The sequence below is a fragment of the Lentibacillus daqui genome (assembly GCF_027186265.1).
Taxonomy (GTDB): domain Bacteria; phylum Bacillota; class Bacilli; order Bacillales; family Amphibacillaceae; genus Lentibacillus_C; species Lentibacillus_C daqui.
Genome location: NZ_CP114176.1, coordinates 3,312,740 through 3,330,755 on the forward strand (window position 1 = coordinate 3,312,740; position 18,016 = coordinate 3,330,755).

The window sequence follows — 18,016 nt, forward strand, 5'->3', positions numbered from 1 at the left end:
TTTACCTCTCAACCGGTACGCCAACCATGCTTCCCCATTCGGTCCAGGAGCCGTCATAGTTGCGGACGTTGTCAAAGCCAAGTAACTCGTGAAGGGCAAACCATGTGTGAGCAGAACGTTCACCAATTCGGCAATAGGTGATAACGTCTTTATCGGAAGTAATTCCTTTTGTTCCATATAATTCTTTTAATTCCTCTGGAGATTTAAACGTACCATCCTCATTTGTAGCTTGTTTCCATGGCACATTGGCAGCTCCTGGTATATGTCCACCGCGTTGAGCTGTTTCGGTCATTCCTGGTGGCGCAATAACTTCACCGCTAAATTCTTGTGGACTGCGGACATCTACAAGCGCTACGTTGCCATCCTTTACTGCAGCTAATACTTCAGGTTGAAGCGCACGAACAGACAGATCTGGATTTTTCGCCTCATATTTTACAGGGGTTACATTAGGTTCAGTTGTTACATATGGGCGTTCTTCAAGCTCCCATTTTACCCGGCCGCCATCCAATAATTTGACTTGTTCGTGGCCAAAAATTTTCAACTGCCAGTATGCATATGCTGCGAACCAGTTGTTATTATCACCGTACAATACAATTAATGTGTCAGGGGTAATGCCAGAGTTGCCAAGTAATTCCTCAAACTGATCTTTACTAAGGATATCACGACGGACCTGATCATTTAACTGGGTCGTCCAGTTCCATGCAATTGCTCCTTCAATATGACCAGATTCATACGCGCTATTATCAACGTCCACTTCCACCAGTTGGACCTTGTCATCATCCTTATGTTCTGCCACCCAATCCGTTGTAACGAGTGCTTTATTCACAGTCATCAAAAAACCTCCTTTGATAAATTGCTTTGCCTACAATTAAAATACCACTAAATTTATCGGAATACAATACTTGGAGTGGCATTTTTGCGAAAAGATTGAAAGGTCTCTCTGTAAACAAGAGCATTTTGAAGATATTTTAATTATCTAGAGGGAGGCAATCACTGAACAATCATTTTCAAAATCATAAATAACAACTGGTCTAGTTTCAGTTGCAGACGTTTTGGAATAGGTAACAGATAACCGCTGAATATCAGGGTTATGATCCATCCCTAACTTTTTCCACATTTATCACATATTCATCCCAACTTCTTCTTTTATGATAAACATGTAGCGTCGGAAATTAAAAACGGCACTTCAATACTGATAAAGAAAGTAGACGGTGAAAACATTGGAATTGTTGAGCATAAGAAGCCTAAGCCGTATGGTCGGAATCTCACTATATACGGCAGCGAATTGGATTGAGGATTTTGATGTTTATATCCCGAAAACGGAGGAAAGAGACGCCACTTATTACTACCCCGATGCTGTTGACGTGTTAAAACGTATAAAAAAATGGAAAGCCAAAAACTATGAAAATGCACAAATAAAAATCATGTTGGCCAATTACGCACTTCCAACCAATCAGAATCATGCAATGAAAGAAACACAGACAACACTGGATCATGGTAATGACAAGGAAAATATGTTAACAATCATGCAAACCATTGGAAAAACTGTATCCAACGTTACAAACCAAGAAAAAATCATCCATGAACTGCAAGAACAACAACGCAAACAACTGAAACGAATTAAAAAGTTGGAAAAGCAAGTTGAGGATATAAACGAGCTAAAGCAAGAGATTGCGACATTAAAACGGGAACTTGCATCCAATAATTATGAGACGAGCAAAGCATCATTTGCGCGCTTATTTCATTAATGCTTATTGAAGCATGGACAATACTTACGAGGAGAATTGAGTTGTTTACACCTGACAAGAAAAAAGCCAAACCTGGTGATATTGTGGAATTCAAGAAAAACGATTTTATTATGAAGGGAGTAGTATTACCTTCTAACTGCAAAAAAAGTATCATTGTAGATATTGAATCACTGAACAACCTGAAAAAACTACCGTTTGGATATCCGAATACGGTTGTTGCACATCATAAGTACAGGGTTGTTGATAAGAAATAATTCGCATAAACGGACAAAGGCGTAGTGACTGCCTTGTCCGTTTTTTCGATGATATGATGGACCTCGAAATAGTACTCGACTGACTATAATCGTTCCATTAAATATCTGATCGATGGCAATCCCAAACCCTCGTTCTTTCCCTATTTGAATGTTTAAGTGCTTTGTGTATATAATGACCCTAGATTATTCATTACAGAGGAGAACAGATACATGATAAAAGGTGTAATTTTTGATTTTGATGGTTTGATTTTTGATACAGAAACCGTCGAGTATAGACTGCTAAGTGATATTTTTGCCAAACACGGAGCCGAGCTGTCGCTAAAACGTTGGCAACAAGAAATCGGAACATATACAGGATTTAAGCCATTTGAATATTTGTGCGAACAAACCGGCAATAAACTGAATCAGAAGGAACTTGAAACCCAATTTAATACTTTATTCCATGAACAATTAACAAATGAAAGTGCCCGATCTGGAGTAGAGGAATATTTAAAAGAAGCAAAAACACTTGATTTGAAGGTTGGATTGGCATCAAGCTCTAACTATAAATGGGTTTCCAACCACTTGCAAAACCTAAATCTAATTGATTACTTTGATTGCATTAAAACGTCAGATGATGTGGAACATGTCAAGCCGGACCCGGAATTATATTTACAAGCCGCCAGCTGTTTAGGGTTGGAAGTTGGTGAATGTCTCGTTTTTGAGGATTCGGCAAATGGAGCAATCGCCGCAAAAAAAGCCGGCATGAGCTGCGTCATCGTACCTAATGAAGTAACCGAAGCCATGGAATTCTGCCAGGTAGAACACCGAATAACATCGATGTCAGACATTACTTTAAAAGAATTATTGGAAACCATCAAAGTATAAACAAACCTATAAAGTGAAACTTCTTCAGTGGAGACTTCGATTAACAAGAAGTTGAAGTGGAGACTAAAAAACTGTCGATATTTCCCGGGAAATGATGAACTTTCCCAGGAAATATCGACACGAATAAGATAAGTTCGCATAATATGGTTGTCCTCGGAGAATCCCATAAAAAAGAAAAGGCCTCGAATTATCGAAGCACTTCACACCAAATCTCCCTCACACCACTATAAACAGCCATTACCTCACCCCGAGGCATATCTTTTTGCCTCCAACACCGACGTGATCGCTTCCTTGATTTCCTCATATCCGGTACACCGGCAGATGTTGGATTGCAACCAATTTTTAATTTGATAATCATCGGCATTAGGATGAAGTTCAGCCAATGCATAACAGTTCATTAAAAATCCTGACGTACAGTATCCGCATTGAAAGGCGAATTTCTCGATAAATGCTTGCTGAATTGGGGTATCTTTCAATCCCTCAATCGTTGTGATGTGATGGCCAACCGCTTCTACGGTCAACATCAAACAAGATTTCATCGGTCTGCCATCAACAAGGATCGTACAAGCCCCACAGTCGCCATTCTCACAACCGGGTTTGGTTCCTGTCAATCCAAGTTCATCCCGTAATGTGTTTAACAACGTATCCGCAGGCCTGACGTGAACGCTTTTTGTCTCATTATTAATCGTTAATTCCACCGTTATCTTCATCGCCCGTTGCCATCCCCTTTCAACTCCAATAGCGATTCTTCCAATACCTGTCGTAACACAAACGCTCGATAGGCTGCGGATCCGTATATATCATCCAGGAGTGGTGCGGGAAGCTGGCCGATCGCCTCGTTAATCCGCTTCTCCAGCGACTGGTCTGACCTATTTAGGGTTTCCTCCACATCACTTGAACGAAACGGAAATTCACACAAACCACTAAACGCCAATCGTACCTGATCTTCTTTCTGTATTCCGGAAACAGTAAACAGGGGATACCCAATTCGGCCAATTCTAGTCATTTTTTTACTGACAAACGGCAAATCAATCCATTGCTTATCTACAAGGATTTGGACAATAAATGACCCGGGATCGAGATTTACTTGTTGATCAAACGTTTGATTAATCGGAATTTGCTTCACTCCAGATTCCCCGGCAACCACTAGATCACAGTCAGTTAATAATAACGGTAAGATTGCTTCCTTATATTTAATGTTTCCACAAATATTGCCGCCGATTGTAATCTTTTCCCGTGACGTATGATCAGCTATCCGGCTGCAGTTTTTCCCCAATAATGGAAATTCACTCCACTCTTCAAGCTGGGATAATGGAACCGCGGCACCGATCACCAAACGGTCACCCTGGGACTCCAAAACGGTGCATTCCGGAATGGTCTTGATATCAATGACTACTCTTGTTTCCGTATAAAGCTGATTGGTACGCATCATGGTGATAATTTCTGTTCCACCACTGTAAAAGATGGGCGACTTTCCCTCGTTGCGTAACCGCTGGAACATCTCGACAGCCTCTGTTATGGAAAAAGCCTGATAATATTCAAAATCTACCGCAATCAAAGGTTCCCCGCCTCCTTTTTCTGCTGCCAAATGTATTCCGGAACAAGTGGCAATTGATTCAGTGGAACTCCCGCAGCTGCCGACAAACTATTCCCCAGTGCTGCCGGCATGCCAATGATTCCATGTTCCGCAACCGGCCGCGCACCATATGGGGCATCGAGCTGTGGAGTATCCAAAAACTCCACGATATATTCAGGTTGTTCCTCGTAGCGTAAGGTTTTGTACGTGCGAAATTGGTTCGTTTCGATGTTGCCATTGTCATTAACCACGATTTGTTCACGATTGGCCCAGCTTAATCCCATGATCATCGAACCGGTCACTTGTCCACGGGCACCTTTTGGGTTCAATATTTTTCCGGCATCAATGACCGATACTGCCTTACTGATTTTATAGGAAAATGTTTTCGTATCAAACTCTACTTCTACTGCCTGTGCACCAACCGTCCAAGCGGGTCCGGGAATCCCTTGTCCCGTTTGCTGATTGACTTTGGTTAGGTGGTTCATAATGAAGCCGCCACGTCCAACCACCATGCCGCCAACCGCGTTTCCATTATCATATTTATACCCATGAGCCACGTCTTTCACATTCACATTGATGTCCGGGTTACTTTTTACAAACACCCTGGCTTCTGCGACATCAAGATCCTCTGGCTTGCATCGTAAAGCGTGTGATGCAATGATTTTTAATTGCCGTTTTACATCCTCGGCTGCCTCCAACACCGCGTTACCGACCATGTATATTGCCGTACTTGCTACTGTTTTCCAATGGCGTGGGCTTGTCTGGGTATCAACCTCCATCATGACATGGATTTTACTTTCATCTACCTGCATACTTTCCGCAAGCAATTGGGTTAACGTGGTTTTGGTTCCTTGACCAATTTCCACAACACCAACATTCAAATTCATGCTGCCATCCTCGTTAAAGGTAATGATTGCACCAGCTGTTGCATCTGTTGGGGACATGGAGGTTTTCCATAAACAACTGACCCCTTTTGCCCGCACCATACGGTCAGATACCGGAACAACCTGCCCTTCTTCCCAATTGATTAATTGCTTGACACGCTCTAAACATTTGGCCGTATTACCGATATTACTTTTTGTCAAGGGTGCTTGGGTCGGTGTGGTATCGCCTGGTTTGATCATATTCATCATTCTTAATTCAATGGGGTCGATGTGTAATTTTTCTGCAAGCATATCTAAGGCACGATCAATAGCAAATGCGAGTTCTCCATGCCCATACCCCCTGCTTGACGTGGAATAAGGATGATTCGTGTAGACACATAAGGAGTCACACCATACATGATCAATCTTGTAAGGACCTGTACAATTCAATGCCGCAGTGGTAGTAATGTCGGACGCTTCATCGACATATGCACCTGAGTCAAATAAAAAGGTAATTTCCGCCATCATTAATTTTCCCGTTTGCTTTGCCCCAAGTTTCACATTGGCGCTCATGCCAATACGTACAGGAGAACTGATCAAATCTTCCTCTCTTGTGTTTGCAATTTTCACCAACTTACCGCCAACCGCCTTAGAAGCTACATATGCAATAAATTCTAGCTGAATCGCAGCCTTCCCACCGAATCCGCCCCCTACCAATGGCGTGTGAACAACCACTTTATCTTCATTTAAGGAAAAATATTTACTAATATCCTGTTTCACCATAAACGGCGCCTGACTGGATGTATGGATATGCACTTCCCCGTTTGGTAAAATTTCCGCGCGAACGGTACGCGTTTCCATTGCCGCATGATCCGTTTGCGGCAGGGATACTTCTGTTTCAACTGTCACCTCACTTAGGTCCCGTCCCTCATCGATATCACCTTTGCGAACCTTGACATGATTTGATATATTACGATCTGGATCCGGCCTGACCTCTTTTCCCCTTGTATAGTGCATCAATTCTTCATGAACGTACGGGCGCATTCCCGCAACTGCTTCCTGAACCGAATTAATGACCGGATAGGGTTCATACGCCACCTGAATCTTCGCACAGGCAAATTGTGCTTCATGCTCACTATCTGCTACAACAACAGCAACCGGCTCGCCAAAATAGCGGACTTTTCCCAATGCCAAAATAGGGCGATCCGCAATGGCCGATCCCGTCAAAACCGGATAATCCTCGCCAATTACAACTGCCCGCACACCAGGACATTTTTTTGCTTCTGTTATATTGATTGATTTTATCTTTGCATGAGCATAAGGACTTGTCAGTAATTTGGCATGCAACATCCCCGACGCTGAAAAATCACCCGTATATTGCGCCCTACCGGTAACCTTGTTGACACCCTCTTTTCTTTTTACACTCTTTCCAATCATCGTTGCAATACTCCCTTTTGACAAATATTCATTAACCAATTTCATTATTTGTCAAAACAAAGAAACTATACCCGGGTTAAAAGCGTGACACGGGGATTTGGTTGAAGTGAATGGAATGGATCCATTAAGAGGTATAGACTATCGACCGGCTGTATGGACCTAAGCGCGGATATTAACCCAGAATTATATTTTTAAAAAGGCATGTATCCAGTTAAATAGGGCAAGTTATAGTACATATATAAAAGGGAACACCAAAATGAGCGGATTTGTAACAGCTAGTTGTAAGTTTTTGAGGTGATAGATTGAAACGTAAAATTGTCATTGCAATATGTCTGATATTTACCATTTTCATGGCGTTTCTGGCGGTGTATTACTTCAATAGCGGAGAAATGAAAAAAGCCTTGGTAGGTGTTGGCGGAGCAGTTTGTGGTGCCATCCCTTTGCTGTTGGCTCTGTTTTTCAAGCTCAAATTTCATCTTCCCCTCGTTATTTCTTATCTTGTTTTCTTATTTGGCTCACAGTATCTCGGTACCATCCGGGAATGGTATGGACTCGGCTGGTGGGATACATTCATTCATTTTATCAGCGGTGGAGTGCTCGCTTTTACTGCCATCGCCTTATATGAACGGCTTATTCGTCGTAATGCCGGCAATGCTATTTCACCCTGGTTTGTATTTCTGTTTATACTCGGATTCTCTGCACTCGGTGGGGTTTTATGGGAAATTTATGAGTTCACCTGTGATCAGCTCTTTCAAACGACAATGCAGGGCGGCGGTAACTTTGATACGATGACAGACCTGATTGCCGGTATGATTAGCTCATTGATCATTGCAGGCTATGCGGGGATTCGAACAAAAGTGAAGCTGAAAAGGAAGCGTCAATCAATTCCCACCAATCATAAATAGGTCATTCATATGGTCACCTTTCCAAGAAACTATTCAGGAAGTTTTGCGATAACCACAGAATGGAAAGATCATTTTGAATTTGGAAAGTGAGGAAGTACCCGGCCGCTTCCTCACAAAAAGTAACCAGATAAACTTATCAGCGATTCCCATTTTCTCCGGTTTTTTGAACATCTCCCCTAAGTAAATATTTCTCAATCGCCTTTCCAACCCCACTCTGTTCATTGGAATCCGTCACTGCCTTGGCAACATCTTTTAATTGCGGTATTGCATTTCCCATTGCCACACCAAAACCGGCAGCCCTGATTAATGGGAAATCATTCCAATTATCCCCAATAGCCATCACTTCTTCCATCTTTATTCCCACATGCTCGCAAACCTTTCTGACACCTGTTGCTTTTGATTTTCCCTTCACCCCAACCTCAATAACATTTAGAGCGGAACTAGTCATGCTAAGCCCATGTAGACTGCAAATTCGCTTTTTCACTCTATCCAAAACCTGTACATACGGATCCCGAATACCAAACTTCAACCAGTTCCTGGAGCCCATTTTTTCCGTCCAATGGTGGCGTCGAACGAGACCGTTTACGTCGCATCCCCAATAATCCGCTCCATAATGTTCGGCAATCTCCTTCAATGTACGTATATCTTTTCTTGGAATAATTGATCGTTCCAGCAACTCACCCGATCTCCCCCAGACCTCACCGCCATTTACTAACACCATGGGAGTATGTAAACCTAACTCTTTTCTAAATGCTCTCACAGACTGTCTCCCCCGGCCACTGGCTATAATAACCATAACCCCCGCATCGGTCGCCCGCCCTATCCATTTCCTATCTGTCGGTGAAATCCGCTTATCATCAGTAAGTAGTGTACCATCCAAATCCAGCGCCAATAAACGATATGGAACCATCGAATCACCACCTATACGTTGTAACAAAAACCATCTATTGATTATATGCTCGCTACAGATCATTTACGACCTTTGATATAGAATTCTCCAGATTAATAATGACCAGAGCGCAAAGTCGATCGAGGCGTATGAAAGTTGAGCGACTCTGGCTTAAAGTTGATCGAGAATACATGAAAGTTGAGCGACTCATGCCCAAAGTTGATCGAGAACACATAAAAGTTGAGCGACTCATGCCCAAAGTTGATCGAGAACACATAAAAGTTGAGCGACTCATGCCCAAAGTTGATCGAGAACACATAAAAGTTGAGCGGCCTAGATGCAACCAAAATCGATCGAGTCAAACACTTGCTCCTATAAAAGAACTTTGTGGATCATATTTTTTGATCATAGTTAATATGCTGGAAAGATAACAGCAAAATGACATCCGCAATTATTTTCCAAAGGATACAGGCGGTTCATCCAAGGAGGTGAAAATATGCTCATCCGACAAAATTATTACGATCACAAACGGCAGCAAATCCAGCAACTTGTATTGGAAATTCTGGATAATCTGCAACAAATGATGGTGCAGTTTGATGCGTATTTGCTCAAACCGACAAGCGAAAACAAAGCGTTTATTTTTGAAATTGAGAATGAGATAGATACTGATGAAAAGAAGATTGAAAAATACATCCTTGAAATAATTTCGCTGGAACAACTGAACACATCGGAAATTAAATGGTTATTCTCGGTAAGCCGGATTATTCGCGAACTGGAGCGAATTGGCGATCAGTTAACCAATATCGTAACAATCAGTGATGTGATTGATACCAACATTCTCCGGCCTATGATCCGGTCTTTTTTTGATTACGAAAAAGATATGATATCGTGGCTCACCGCAGGCATTCAAGACAATAATGCCGAAAAGCTTCAATCCGTCATTACACACGATGCATATGTGAATCACCTAAATAAACAGACATACAAAGGTTTGGTTCATTTGATTAATGAAGAGAAGCAGTTGACTGAAAGTAAGTTAAAAATGGTAATTGTCAGCCGTTTTCTGGAACGAATCGGCGACCATCTGGTGAATGCAGCGCGGACGTATAAGGATGCGATTGAGGTTTACCAATGAATTAGTGTACATCATGGTTGTTGGGTGGGGGATGAACAACATAAGAGCGGTGGAGGGTACACCAATCGTGGGACAGGAACTTGTCAAGTCGGGAGAGAGTCTTGCTAACCCGGGAGACAAATACGTTATGTCGGGACACAAGGTCGTCTACTCGGGAGAAAACCCCGTTATGTCGGGACACAAGGTCGTCCACTCGGGAGAAAACCATGCTATGTCGGGACACAAACTCACTTACTCGGGAGACAACGCTGCTAAATCCGAAATAACACACAATCCAACACCAGATACCTCCCATCTGCTACCAAATAAAACTCATTCGACACCCCCGCCCTACAACAAACGCACAATAAAATAGAAAGAGGAATCCTTATGCTTACATGTATATTAGGCTTTTTTGGTGGCTTGGGAATTTTCCTTTATGGTACGCACCTGCTCAGCAACGGCCTGCAAAAGGTGGGCGCATCCAAAATGCGAAAATCCCTTGCTGCCATGACTAATACTCGATGGAAAGGCATTTTAAGCGGAATTAGTGTGACATTTTTCTTACAAAGCAGCACCGTTACGAACATTCTTGTCGTTGGACTAGTGAGCAGCTCCATCATTACCCTGTCGCAAGCATTCGGCATTGTGCTTGGATCAGCGATAGGAACGACGCTTACTGTGCAGATTTTAACGTTTGATGTGGCACGCTATGCATCGATTTTCATTTTTCTTGGTGCAGTTTTTATCATGTTTTTGAACAAGAATATATGGAAATCGATTGGCCAAATAGCACTCAGTATTGGCTTTATTTTCTTTGGGATTGGCGTCATCACATCTTCCTTGGAACCGTTAAGTGAAAAGGATGCTGTTTTACATTTTCTGGTCACTCTTTCACAAAATCCAATTCTATTTGCAATAATTGGCATGATTTTTACCGCCCTAATGCATAGCAGTGCTGCAATGATTATTATCGGGATTGCCTTTGTAACATCAGACGTACTGACCCTACCGGATGTATTACCACTCGTCCTTGGTGCCAACGTTGGGGCAACATTGCCAGTCGTCATTTCTAGCCTTGCCTCCCAACTGGAAGGAAAGAAACTTGCACTATTTTATTTTTTATTTAAAGGTATCGGTGTGGTTATCGCTATGTCATTGTTAGCCTTTATCACCGATTGGATTCATTATTTGCCTGGTAACCCAGCACGGCAGATTGCTCATTTTCATACGGCGTTTAACATTGCGATTGCCATGTTATTTTTCCCATTTCTGCCCTGGATTGCGACATTGTTTAAACGGTTTTTCCCGCAACAGCAAACTGCAACTGCACCCAATTTTCAAATCTATCTCAATGAGAGCTTATTGACTGTACCCGAGGAGGCTTTGATTAGTAGTAAACAGGAAATTTTCCGGTTGGCTGACATGGTTCGGGAAAATATGATTAATCAGTTGAAAGGTTATATCGACGGCACGGTTACGAAAGACGACATCGATCGGGTCGAACAAGCGATTGATGCTTCCTACATCAAAATACAGCAATATTTACTAAAAGTTGGTCAGCTTGATTTGTCGAGCAGCCAGTCAAATGAGGAAGTCAAATTGTTGAACATTTTAAATGATATTGAACATATCGGGGATATTGTGATTCGGTTTATTAGCAAAGCAGAAAAAGTTAGTGAGAAAAACATTGCATTAAGTGAAAAAGACCAGGGACAACTAACCGAATTGCTTGGATATATTGAACAATCCTATACTGATTCATTACAGGCATTTAAGGAAGACGATCTAAAAAAGGCGCGAAAGAATATCCAATCCCAGTCGGCCGTCAACCAGTTTGAAAAAGATGCCAAATTTGAGCACTTCAACAACCTGATCACCAAACAGGAACACAATCCGGACATCAGCGCCGTCTACCTGGATATCATCAACCAGCTCATGCAAGTTTACCATCACACCATGAACATCTCGCGCACCGTACTTGGTTTGATTTAGGGAGAGTGGCTATTCCGATGACATCTCCAACTAATACTATCTATATCATGATTGCCTAGAAATAATTCTCCCACATTCTTGCAAAATTCAAGCATGTTTTGATTCAACCTTTTCAAAACATGCTTCTTCATTTGCCTTTCATCCGTAAATAATTCTACATTTTCAGAAACTACTACCCAGCCTCATTACCCACCTGAACAATTAATTTTAGTTAAAAATACCTATGTAAACCGTGAAACATACGACAATCGCATACATGGAAAGGAAATTAATTATCAGATATAATGATTTAATAGTTTCCAATGTTGCCCCTGCCCAGTTAACAAATAATTTCTGTATAAATTCAATAGATCATCTAACTCCTGGCTGCATTTCACTGTCTCTTCATGGGTAAATCCCTTTTCATAAGCTAAATCAATCATTTGTCTTCTTTTTATATGGATTGACTCCTGTAAATTTTTATGTATATACAATTAAAATACCCCCAACCCATGATATATATTATTTAGTTTATAGGACTTTAGTATGAAAGTAAACACATTCCATACTAAATTACCAAAAGCTTCATTATTACATTTTCATTACAATTGAGTTATGACGATATAATCTTTCTGAAATTTTGATACAATGGGGACATATCTACTATCAGGGGGCGGCTTGATGGAACCAGTCATCTTGTATATAAAATTATCCAAGGAGTTCGAAAGCAAATTAAATAGAAAGCTTACAAATAATGAAGAAGAATTCCTTAAATGGATTGTCCAGGAAAAACGTAATGAAGAAAAATCGACAGTATCTTGTTAAGTTCTGTCCCAGAGCCACTAAAATAAAAAATTGGATGCCCATGGGTTGAAGGTGGGCATCCATCGAAAAACAAAACTCCAAACCTGTGTTCAATGTTATTTACCCATTGAATATGGTAATTAAACATAAGGAACATTATTTATTCCACGCCATAAGCATGTGCCTTTAGAGATTGTGATGCAGTTTTTAAAGCGATTATGTTAAAAAACAAAATTCAAAAGTGAAAGCATAAATAAATGACATTCATTCTCAGTAATAAAATACGATATGCTCCCCCCTATCCAATCATCCATCATCAGAAACCGTGCCCCTGTCCCAAAAATGTGATAGACTTAATATAACAATCATTCGCAGTAAAAGGAGAACAACATGACCTACCAGGTACTTTTTCTCGACATCGATGGGACGATATTAAAACCAGACCATACCTACACGGCATCAACCAAAGATGCGATTACCCAGCTTAAAGAAAAGGGCATTGAGGTTTTTCTCGCAACCGGAAGACCAATCCATGAACTTTCTGAGCTGGCCGATGAACTTGGTATTACCTCATTTATTGGTTACAACGGTGCACACGCCATCTACAAAAACCAGTCCATTATTGACGAGCCCATGAATCCAGATACGATTGCGACATTTTTGCAGATTGCAAGTGATCGTGGACAAGAACTCGTGTTATATACTAGCGAAAAAAATTATTATACAGCTCTGGATACACCAGAAGTCAACCAATTCATCGAAACATTCCAAATGCACAAAAACGAGCGTTTCACCAGCGAAATAATGAACCGGGTGCTTGGCGCAACCATCATTAACATGAATCCAGCGGACGTTATCCATTATGAATTTGATGCTAATATCCACCTTTCCCAAGTAAACATAACTGGTGTCGAACATTGCTATGACATTATTCGCAAAACCGTCAACAAAGGAGAAGCGGTTAAGCGTGTACTCAAACGTTTGGATATTCCCAAAGAAAGTGCGATTGCCTTTGGGGATGGGATGAATGATAAAGAAATGCTGCAAACCGTTGGAGAGGGCTTCGCTATGGGAAATGCCAGCCCAGCTTTATCGCAATATGCAAACCGCAGAACAACAACGGTGGAGAATTCCGGAATTTTTAATGGATTGAAGCAATTGGGTTTGGTTAGGTAAATAAGAAAAACGAACGTGTACATTTGTTAAAATCGTGGTATAATAACGGTAGAGATCCATAAAATAATAACGACCGCCTCATGAGACCAACATGAAGCGGCCGAATAGACTAGACCCCATCAAGAGGGTCAGGCAGCATTAAGAAAAAATAATCCCTCAGCGCCACCTGAACGCATAAGGAGTGTGCTAGGATAAAAAGGTGTATATGTTGCGACAAGGTAAAAAATACCACAGTAACACTCACTGCGGTAGACCGTCTTTCAATAAGATAAGCCGAAACTGGAATTCCAGTTTCGGCTTCTTTGTTTTTGGAAAAAGTATGTCGCTGTGATTAGATACAACTGTTGTGGAATATTTGCTGTCGATATTTCCCGGGAAATAGCTATTATTGTTGTCGATTCTTTCCCGTCAAAAAAGTTTTTCCCGTTGTTAAATATCTCCTTATATCAAATCATAAACCAAAAACCGTTCATCCAGGTCCCAGTCGTATAACCCTGGCACAATAATCTCCTGCTTCAAGGTGAACATTGTTTCACTTTCCAAAAAATCGATATATTTTTCGTCTGGATAATACAAAATGAGTTCAGCGTCCCTATCAGTTTCGGCAACCGATACCAAAATATGATCGACAACTTTCCGGAAAATCTGGATGGAAAAAGGGTTAAAAAAATAAAAATAGGTATCTTCCGGGACAATTCGATATTCTTCCGCCAGACAATTAATAAATTCAATTGGTTGCTGTTGATTTTTTGTATTATGCAAATAGCTTCTTAGATTGTCAGACGCACCTTTTAGTAAATCCTGATCCATTTCAATTCCTTTTACAGCTAATTCTTGAAAATAATGCAGATAAAAATTCAAACGACCTTTTCCGCATCCAAAATCCACTACCTGACTGCCAGCCTTTATCGAATAATTGGTAAATAATGTATCAAGTGCGTCATAGGGTGTCGGTTCATATGGGTAGTGATAAGGTGAATCGGGATATGCAACGTTCTTACTTTCTCCTGTCTTGACGTGCAGCAATTTATCATAATAGTACTCTCTGATAGATCTGGGTCTTTTTGCAGTATGCCATTGATGCCCACAGATTATAAGCACATCCTTTCATTCATTTCGCTTTCAAAAGGAATTCCGGTAAAAATCCCTGCAATATTACTTCCATTTTACAGAGTATTCAGCTCTATTTAATCAGAAAATTGTATTGCATCTGCTGCCTTTTCATCCGTTTTCTGCATCGTTTGCACCGACCGAATTGTAGCCTCTTTATTGTTAAGCAACAATGACTGATAGGATCCGATGATATCATCCAGCGCTTGATTAATCGTATTCAGTTTATCGGCCATATCAAGTTGATTATCATCCGCAATCATAACATGGATCGATTCCAAGGCTTGACCCGATGACTCCATTTCATTTAGTGTCTGCTCCACGTCCGCAAAACTAATCTTTACTTCTGTACCCATGGATTACTTAACTCCCCCTTCGCTGTGACCGCAAATCACTTAACAGTCTGTTTTTGGATGCATAATCACTTTCCATATCGCCAATTGATGCGCGTATTTCCTCAATTTTATCCGTTAACAGGAAAATGATATGATCTAGTTGCTGATCCGGGATGGATTTATACGTTGCCTTAATTTCACCGTTTCGGAACCCATCAAATTGATTTGCCTGTTGCCCATTCCACGTACGCCTCGACAAGTCCGGGTCGAGGCAGTACCGTTGATTGACCTGGAATTCCTCTTGATAATCTTCAAGTTGTAGATGCGTTGTTTTTAACCGTTCTAATTCGTCACGTTTTTGGATAAGTTGTTGATTCATGGAGTAAATGGTGCTCTGAAGGGTTGTGATTTGCATATCAATTGTATCATTCATTTCTTGTTTCACCGCCTGATCTGCTTAAATCTTAAAGTAGAATTATTTCTCAGCCATCTACACATTATATGGTATTATCACCCTAGGCAACAGGGGTAGAACGTACTGTTTTTTAGTTCAAATAAATTAGGCATTAAGCCTCATTTATTCAAGTGTTTTTCATGTGCGAAAACAGGGAAAACTATTGATACATCAAGCACAACATTTCAGGTAGATGTCTGGCACGCATATGATTGACGTAAATTCAAAAATTGGTCGGTGCCTTATGCAAATTATTCAGTGAAAGGATGATGTTAAATGAATAAACGCTTCACTTTAAAAACAAACCGGCATTCGGAAATGATTGAGATTACACCTACGCTAGAGCAGTGGCTTCGTGAAATGAAAGTAAAAGATGGCATTTTAATTGTTTCATCCTTACACACGACAGCTGGGATTACTGTGAATGAAAATGCCGACCCCGATGTCAAAACTGATATGCTTATGCGGCTCGATGAAATCTATCCATGGAACCACCCACAAGACTTGCATGTCGAAGGAAATACGGCAGCCCATTTAAAAACGAGTACTGTTGGACATGCCCAAACCATCATTATTTCTGACGGGGAACTCGTACTTGGTACATGGCAAGGGGTATATTTTTGTGAATTTGACGGGCCACGCAATCGAAAATATCATGCGAAATTGATCGCCTGATGATTTAACAAAATCATGGAACGGCTTCAACCGAATTCGCGCAAAGTGCAGGGCTGGAATTAAAAATATAAATTAAATTTTATCGGCGGTTTCAGCTCATTTTACGGCGGTTTACATATTTTTTACGGCGATTCCGATATTTCATGGAGGCGGAGGCCAACGTTAGAAAAACTTCCCCACCTCCGCTAAAACAAAAAGGGCAGCACGTTGTCACAACGCACCGCCCTCTATCATTAGTCAAGCTCAATCTCCGTCACCTGATGATCAACCAGTCGGGCTCCCTTGATTGAAACAAGGTCACCTCCTGAAGTTGTAAACACATCCTGGCTGATAATCTCATCCATTGCGCTTTTAACAGCTGCTGGATCAACTGGTTCCACCGGTTTATCCAGCGAATAGGTAACGGTTTTGCCATCTTCATTTAAAAATTTCAACTCAAGCTTTTTCACGTTTCCACCTCCTCTTTACCCGCCATGTATGAGCCCCGGTCCTGAACCTATGACTCCATAATCTGGGAGCTGTCTTTACGTTCGATGTCGTAAAGTGGAAGCTCCTGCAATTCGACAAAAGCATGGGCTAGGGCATAAAGCTGATCAGAAGTTGCTTCAGGCTTGATATTATTGAAGCTCTTCGTCTTATAAACCTGCTTCCCTGAGTCCATATCCAGGCCATCGTCCAGGATAATTTGCAAAGTGGAACTATACAATTCTGCTACTGCCATGTTCATCTCCTCCTTTCACAACTACAATCGTTTGTGGATGGAGAAAGGTGCCATGTGATTAGTAAATTTAATATATACCATTACTGCCGTGCCCTCTATTTTAGAGAAAGAGACGATAGCTAAAAATGAAAAAGCAGCGAACAAGTTACCCGATCCGCTGCTTTTTCAAGGATACATCTCTCACTACACACGCTGTCCTGCTTTCAATCACGTTTTAAAATCACTCGCCCCATAAACGCAAATACTTTCAAAATTCGTTTCAATCGTGTTGGCTGTTTAATCAAACGATACAGCCATTCCAGATTAAGCGAAATCCAAAATTGCGGAGCCCGTTTTGCCTTGGTCACTCCGGCAATCGTATCAAAACTCCCACCTAACCCGATAAACAATCCCTTGGAAAATTGCTGTCTGTATTTGGCAATCCATTCCTCTTGTTTGGGAAATCCAAGCGCAACAAAAATGATGTCAGGATTGGTGCGCTCCACCTTAGCAGCAATTTCCGTGTCATCCAAATCAAAAAAACCATGATGGTGTCCGGCAATCTTCAAATCGGGATATTTATGTTTGACTTCTTTTACCATCTTTTCATTGACAGTTTCTTCAGCACCCAGAAAAAAGCAGCGGTATCCCCACCGTTCTGCATGATCAAGCAAATCAAGCATGAGATCAAAGCCGGGAATTCGCTCCGGCAATGGTTCTTTTTGATATTTTGCTGCCATCAAAATGCCTGAACCGTCCGGAACTACATAATCGGCACTAAGAACAATCTCCTTATAGGCTGGGTGTTCGCGGGCATGCATTACGATTTCCGGATTAGCCGTAACTACAAATGTATTCTCCTGATTCGCGATTCTTGGTGCAAGGTATTTTTCAAGAAATTCCTGCTTCGTTGTATGGATAAATGGGATGCCCATAATAGTTACTGAAGTCCTGGAATTCGTCATATTTCGCAACCTTTCTATTGAAAACTCAGCTTATCGCCCTCTATCTAGCTGAAGCCATCGTTTTTTATAATTTAATTCCTTTTGCCCTCGACAAGCGTTAAAAGTAGCGACCATGTTTGTAACAATTTACATATAAGGTGCAAAATTGTTATCAAATTTTAATTTACTGC

At 41.2% G+C, this 18,016-nt stretch carries 22 protein-coding genes; 9 read left to right on the forward strand and 13 right to left on the reverse strand.

Translation table 11 applies throughout. From position 1 onward, the window contains the following. Position 1: 1 nt before the first annotated feature. Together O2S85_RS16555 and O2S85_RS16560 are read right to left on the reverse strand one after the other, a co-directional pair. A complete protein-coding gene (locus O2S85_RS16555) occupies positions 2-832 on the reverse strand; it encodes a sulfurtransferase (RefSeq protein WP_269410397.1) in 831 nt (276 codons plus the stop codon). A gap of 144 nt (positions 833-976) precedes the next feature. Further along, positions 977-1,117: a hypothetical protein gene (locus tag O2S85_RS16560; protein WP_269410398.1), complete on the reverse strand. Its 141-nt coding sequence runs from the start codon at positions 1,115-1,117 to the stop codon at positions 977-979. A gap of 94 nt (positions 1,118-1,211) precedes the next feature. On the opposite strand from O2S85_RS16560, the gene O2S85_RS16565 reads away from it, so the two are divergent. The 3 genes from O2S85_RS16565 to O2S85_RS16575 all read left to right on the forward strand — a co-directional run bounded on the left by O2S85_RS16565 (position 1,212) and on the right by O2S85_RS16575 (position 2,869). Then, a complete protein-coding gene (locus tag O2S85_RS16565; protein ID WP_269410399.1) occupies positions 1,212-1,748 on the forward strand; it encodes a MerR family transcriptional regulator in 537 nt (178 codons plus the stop codon). Continuing rightward, positions 1,748-2,002 carry a DUF2187 family protein gene (locus O2S85_RS16570; RefSeq protein WP_269410400.1) on the forward strand — a complete coding sequence of 85 codons (255 nt, stop codon included), beginning with the start codon at positions 1,748-1,750 and terminating at the stop codon, positions 2,000-2,002. The genes O2S85_RS16565 and O2S85_RS16570 overlap by 1 nt, the downstream gene beginning before the upstream one ends. 210 nt (positions 2,003-2,212) lie before the next feature. After that, complete coding sequence (locus O2S85_RS16575) at positions 2,213-2,869, forward strand: HAD family hydrolase (RefSeq protein WP_269410401.1); 657 nt, start codon at positions 2,213-2,215, stop codon at positions 2,867-2,869. 242 nt (positions 2,870-3,111) lie between these two features. Here O2S85_RS16575 and O2S85_RS16580 read toward each other — a convergent pair whose 3' ends face one another. Genes O2S85_RS16580 through O2S85_RS16590 form a run of 3 tightly spaced genes read right to left on the reverse strand, consistent with a single transcriptional unit; the run spans position 3,112 to position 6,790 of the window. Beyond that, positions 3,112-3,579, reverse strand: a complete 468-nt coding sequence (locus O2S85_RS16580) for a (2Fe-2S)-binding protein (protein WP_269410402.1) — start codon at positions 3,577-3,579, stop codon at positions 3,112-3,114. Beyond that, positions 3,576-4,427 carry an FAD binding domain-containing protein gene (locus O2S85_RS16585; RefSeq protein WP_269410403.1) on the reverse strand — a complete coding sequence of 284 codons (852 nt, stop codon included), beginning with the start codon at positions 4,425-4,427 and terminating at the stop codon, positions 3,576-3,578. The genes O2S85_RS16580 and O2S85_RS16585 overlap by 4 nt, the downstream gene beginning before the upstream one ends. After that, positions 4,424-6,790 carry a xanthine dehydrogenase family protein molybdopterin-binding subunit gene (locus tag O2S85_RS16590; protein ID WP_269410404.1) on the reverse strand — a complete coding sequence of 789 codons (2,367 nt, stop codon included), beginning with the start codon at positions 6,788-6,790 and terminating at the stop codon, positions 4,424-4,426. The genes O2S85_RS16585 and O2S85_RS16590 overlap by 4 nt, the downstream gene beginning before the upstream one ends. 257 nt (positions 6,791-7,047) lie before the next feature. Between O2S85_RS16590 and O2S85_RS16595 the strand changes: the two genes are divergently transcribed. Continuing rightward, positions 7,048-7,650 carry a DUF2238 domain-containing protein gene (locus O2S85_RS16595; RefSeq protein ID WP_269410405.1) on the forward strand — a complete coding sequence of 201 codons (603 nt, stop codon included), beginning with the start codon at positions 7,048-7,050 and terminating at the stop codon, positions 7,648-7,650. A 136-nt stretch (positions 7,651-7,786) separates the two neighbouring features. Here the strand turns inward: O2S85_RS16595 and O2S85_RS16600 are convergent, their stop codons facing one another. Then, positions 7,787-8,560 carry an HAD family hydrolase gene (locus tag O2S85_RS16600; RefSeq protein WP_269410406.1) on the reverse strand — a complete coding sequence of 258 codons (774 nt, stop codon included), beginning with the start codon at positions 8,558-8,560 and terminating at the stop codon, positions 7,787-7,789. 475 nt (positions 8,561-9,035) lie between these two features. Between O2S85_RS16600 and O2S85_RS16605 the strand changes: the two genes are divergently transcribed. Continuing rightward, entirely contained in the window at positions 9,036-9,674 is a 639-nt protein-coding gene (locus tag O2S85_RS16605; RefSeq protein WP_269410407.1) for a phosphate signaling complex PhoU family protein, read from the forward strand. Positions 9,675-10,043: 369 nt separating this feature from the next. Then, the gene (locus tag O2S85_RS16610) at positions 10,044-11,648 is read left to right on the forward strand and encodes a Na/Pi cotransporter family protein (RefSeq protein ID WP_269410408.1); all 1,605 of its coding nucleotides are present in this window, start codon (positions 10,044-10,046) and stop codon (positions 11,646-11,648) included. A 275-nt stretch (positions 11,649-11,923) separates the two neighbouring features. On the opposite strand, the gene O2S85_RS16615 is transcribed toward O2S85_RS16610, so the two are convergent. Further along, on the reverse strand, positions 11,924-12,121 hold the full coding sequence (locus O2S85_RS16615; RefSeq protein WP_269410409.1) for an aspartyl-phosphate phosphatase Spo0E family protein: 198 nt from the start codon (positions 12,119-12,121) through the stop codon (positions 11,924-11,926). Positions 12,122-12,308: 187 nt separating this feature from the next. On the opposite strand from O2S85_RS16615, the gene O2S85_RS16620 reads away from it, so the two are divergent. Beyond that, entirely contained in the window at positions 12,309-12,452 is a 144-nt protein-coding gene (locus O2S85_RS16620) for a hypothetical protein (RefSeq protein WP_269410410.1), read from the forward strand. A 369-nt stretch (positions 12,453-12,821) separates the two neighbouring features. Further along, positions 12,822-13,607, forward strand: a complete 786-nt coding sequence (locus O2S85_RS16625; protein WP_269410411.1) for an HAD family hydrolase — start codon at positions 12,822-12,824, stop codon at positions 13,605-13,607. 441 nt (positions 13,608-14,048) lie between these two features. On the opposite strand, the gene O2S85_RS16630 is transcribed toward O2S85_RS16625, so the two are convergent. The 3 genes from O2S85_RS16630 to O2S85_RS16640 form a co-directional block, all read right to left on the reverse strand. Then, positions 14,049-14,657, reverse strand: coding sequence for a methionine biosynthesis protein MetW (locus O2S85_RS16630; RefSeq protein ID WP_269412620.1), 609 nt, complete (start codon positions 14,655-14,657; stop codon positions 14,049-14,051). A 137-nt stretch (positions 14,658-14,794) separates the two neighbouring features. Next, positions 14,795-15,073 (reverse strand): DUF5344 family protein, encoded by a 279-nt coding sequence (locus O2S85_RS16635; RefSeq protein ID WP_269410412.1) that lies wholly within the window; start codon positions 15,071-15,073, stop codon positions 14,795-14,797. Between the two features lie 7 nt (positions 15,074-15,080). Continuing rightward, positions 15,081-15,497 (reverse strand): YwqH-like family protein, encoded by a 417-nt coding sequence (locus O2S85_RS16640; RefSeq protein WP_269410413.1) that lies wholly within the window; start codon positions 15,495-15,497, stop codon positions 15,081-15,083. A 285-nt stretch (positions 15,498-15,782) separates the two neighbouring features. Here O2S85_RS16640 and O2S85_RS16645 point away from each other — a divergent pair, with 285 nt between their 5' ends. Beyond that, complete coding sequence (locus O2S85_RS16645; RefSeq protein ID WP_269410414.1) at positions 15,783-16,181, forward strand: secondary thiamine-phosphate synthase enzyme YjbQ; 399 nt, start codon at positions 15,783-15,785, stop codon at positions 16,179-16,181. Positions 16,182-16,414: 233 nt separating this feature from the next. Here the strand turns inward: O2S85_RS16645 and O2S85_RS16650 are convergent, their stop codons facing one another. The 3 genes from O2S85_RS16650 to O2S85_RS16660 all read right to left on the reverse strand — a co-directional run bounded on the left by O2S85_RS16650 (position 16,415) and on the right by O2S85_RS16660 (position 17,846). Next, positions 16,415-16,630: a DUF2922 domain-containing protein gene (locus O2S85_RS16650; protein ID WP_269410415.1), complete on the reverse strand. Its 216-nt coding sequence runs from the start codon at positions 16,628-16,630 to the stop codon at positions 16,415-16,417. 47 nt (positions 16,631-16,677) lie between these two features. Then, positions 16,678-16,902 carry a DUF1659 domain-containing protein gene (locus O2S85_RS16655; RefSeq protein WP_269410416.1) on the reverse strand — a complete coding sequence of 75 codons (225 nt, stop codon included), beginning with the start codon at positions 16,900-16,902 and terminating at the stop codon, positions 16,678-16,680. A 203-nt stretch (positions 16,903-17,105) separates the two neighbouring features. Continuing rightward, positions 17,106-17,846 (reverse strand): WecB/TagA/CpsF family glycosyltransferase, encoded by a 741-nt coding sequence (locus O2S85_RS16660; RefSeq protein WP_269410417.1) that lies wholly within the window; start codon positions 17,844-17,846, stop codon positions 17,106-17,108. Between the last annotated feature and the right edge of the window lie 170 nt (positions 17,847-18,016).

Coding starts and splice junctions, on each gene's coding strand:
- O2S85_RS16575 (WP_269410401.1), top strand. CDS start 2,213: ATGATAAAAGGTGTAATTTTTGATTTTGATGGTTTGATTTTTGATACA.
- O2S85_RS16625 (WP_269410411.1), top strand. CDS start 12,822: ATGACCTACCAGGTACTTTTTCTCGACATCGATGGGACGATATTAAAA.
- O2S85_RS16560 (WP_269410398.1), bottom strand. CDS start 1,117: ATGTGGAAAAAGTTAGGGATGGATCATAACCCTGATATTCAGCGGTTA.
- O2S85_RS16645 (WP_269410414.1), top strand. CDS start 15,783: ATGAATAAACGCTTCACTTTAAAAACAAACCGGCATTCGGAAATGATT.
- O2S85_RS16570 (WP_269410400.1), top strand. CDS start 1,748: ATGCTTATTGAAGCATGGACAATACTTACGAGGAGAATTGAGTTGTTT.
- O2S85_RS16580 (WP_269410402.1), bottom strand. CDS start 3,579: ATGAAGATAACGGTGGAATTAACGATTAATAATGAGACAAAAAGCGTT.
- O2S85_RS16635 (WP_269410412.1), bottom strand. CDS start 15,073: ATGGGTACAGAAGTAAAGATTAGTTTTGCGGACGTGGAGCAGACACTA.
- O2S85_RS16600 (WP_269410406.1), bottom strand. CDS start 8,560: ATGGTTCCATATCGTTTATTGGCGCTGGATTTGGATGGTACACTACTT.
- O2S85_RS16655 (WP_269410416.1), bottom strand. CDS start 16,902: ATGGCAGTAGCAGAATTGTATAGTTCCACTTTGCAAATTATCCTGGAC.
- O2S85_RS16660 (WP_269410417.1), bottom strand. CDS start 17,846: ATGACGAATTCCAGGACTTCAGTAACTATTATGGGCATCCCATTTATC.
- O2S85_RS16610 (WP_269410408.1), top strand. CDS start 10,044: ATGCTTACATGTATATTAGGCTTTTTTGGTGGCTTGGGAATTTTCCTT.
- O2S85_RS16620 (WP_269410410.1), top strand. CDS start 12,309: ATGGAACCAGTCATCTTGTATATAAAATTATCCAAGGAGTTCGAAAGC.
- O2S85_RS16555 (WP_269410397.1), bottom strand. CDS start 832: ATGACTGTGAATAAAGCACTCGTTACAACGGATTGGGTGGCAGAACAT.
- O2S85_RS16590 (WP_269410404.1), bottom strand. CDS start 6,790: ATGAAATTGGTTAATGAATATTTGTCAAAAGGGAGTATTGCAACGATG.
- O2S85_RS16605 (WP_269410407.1), top strand. CDS start 9,036: ATGCTCATCCGACAAAATTATTACGATCACAAACGGCAGCAAATCCAG.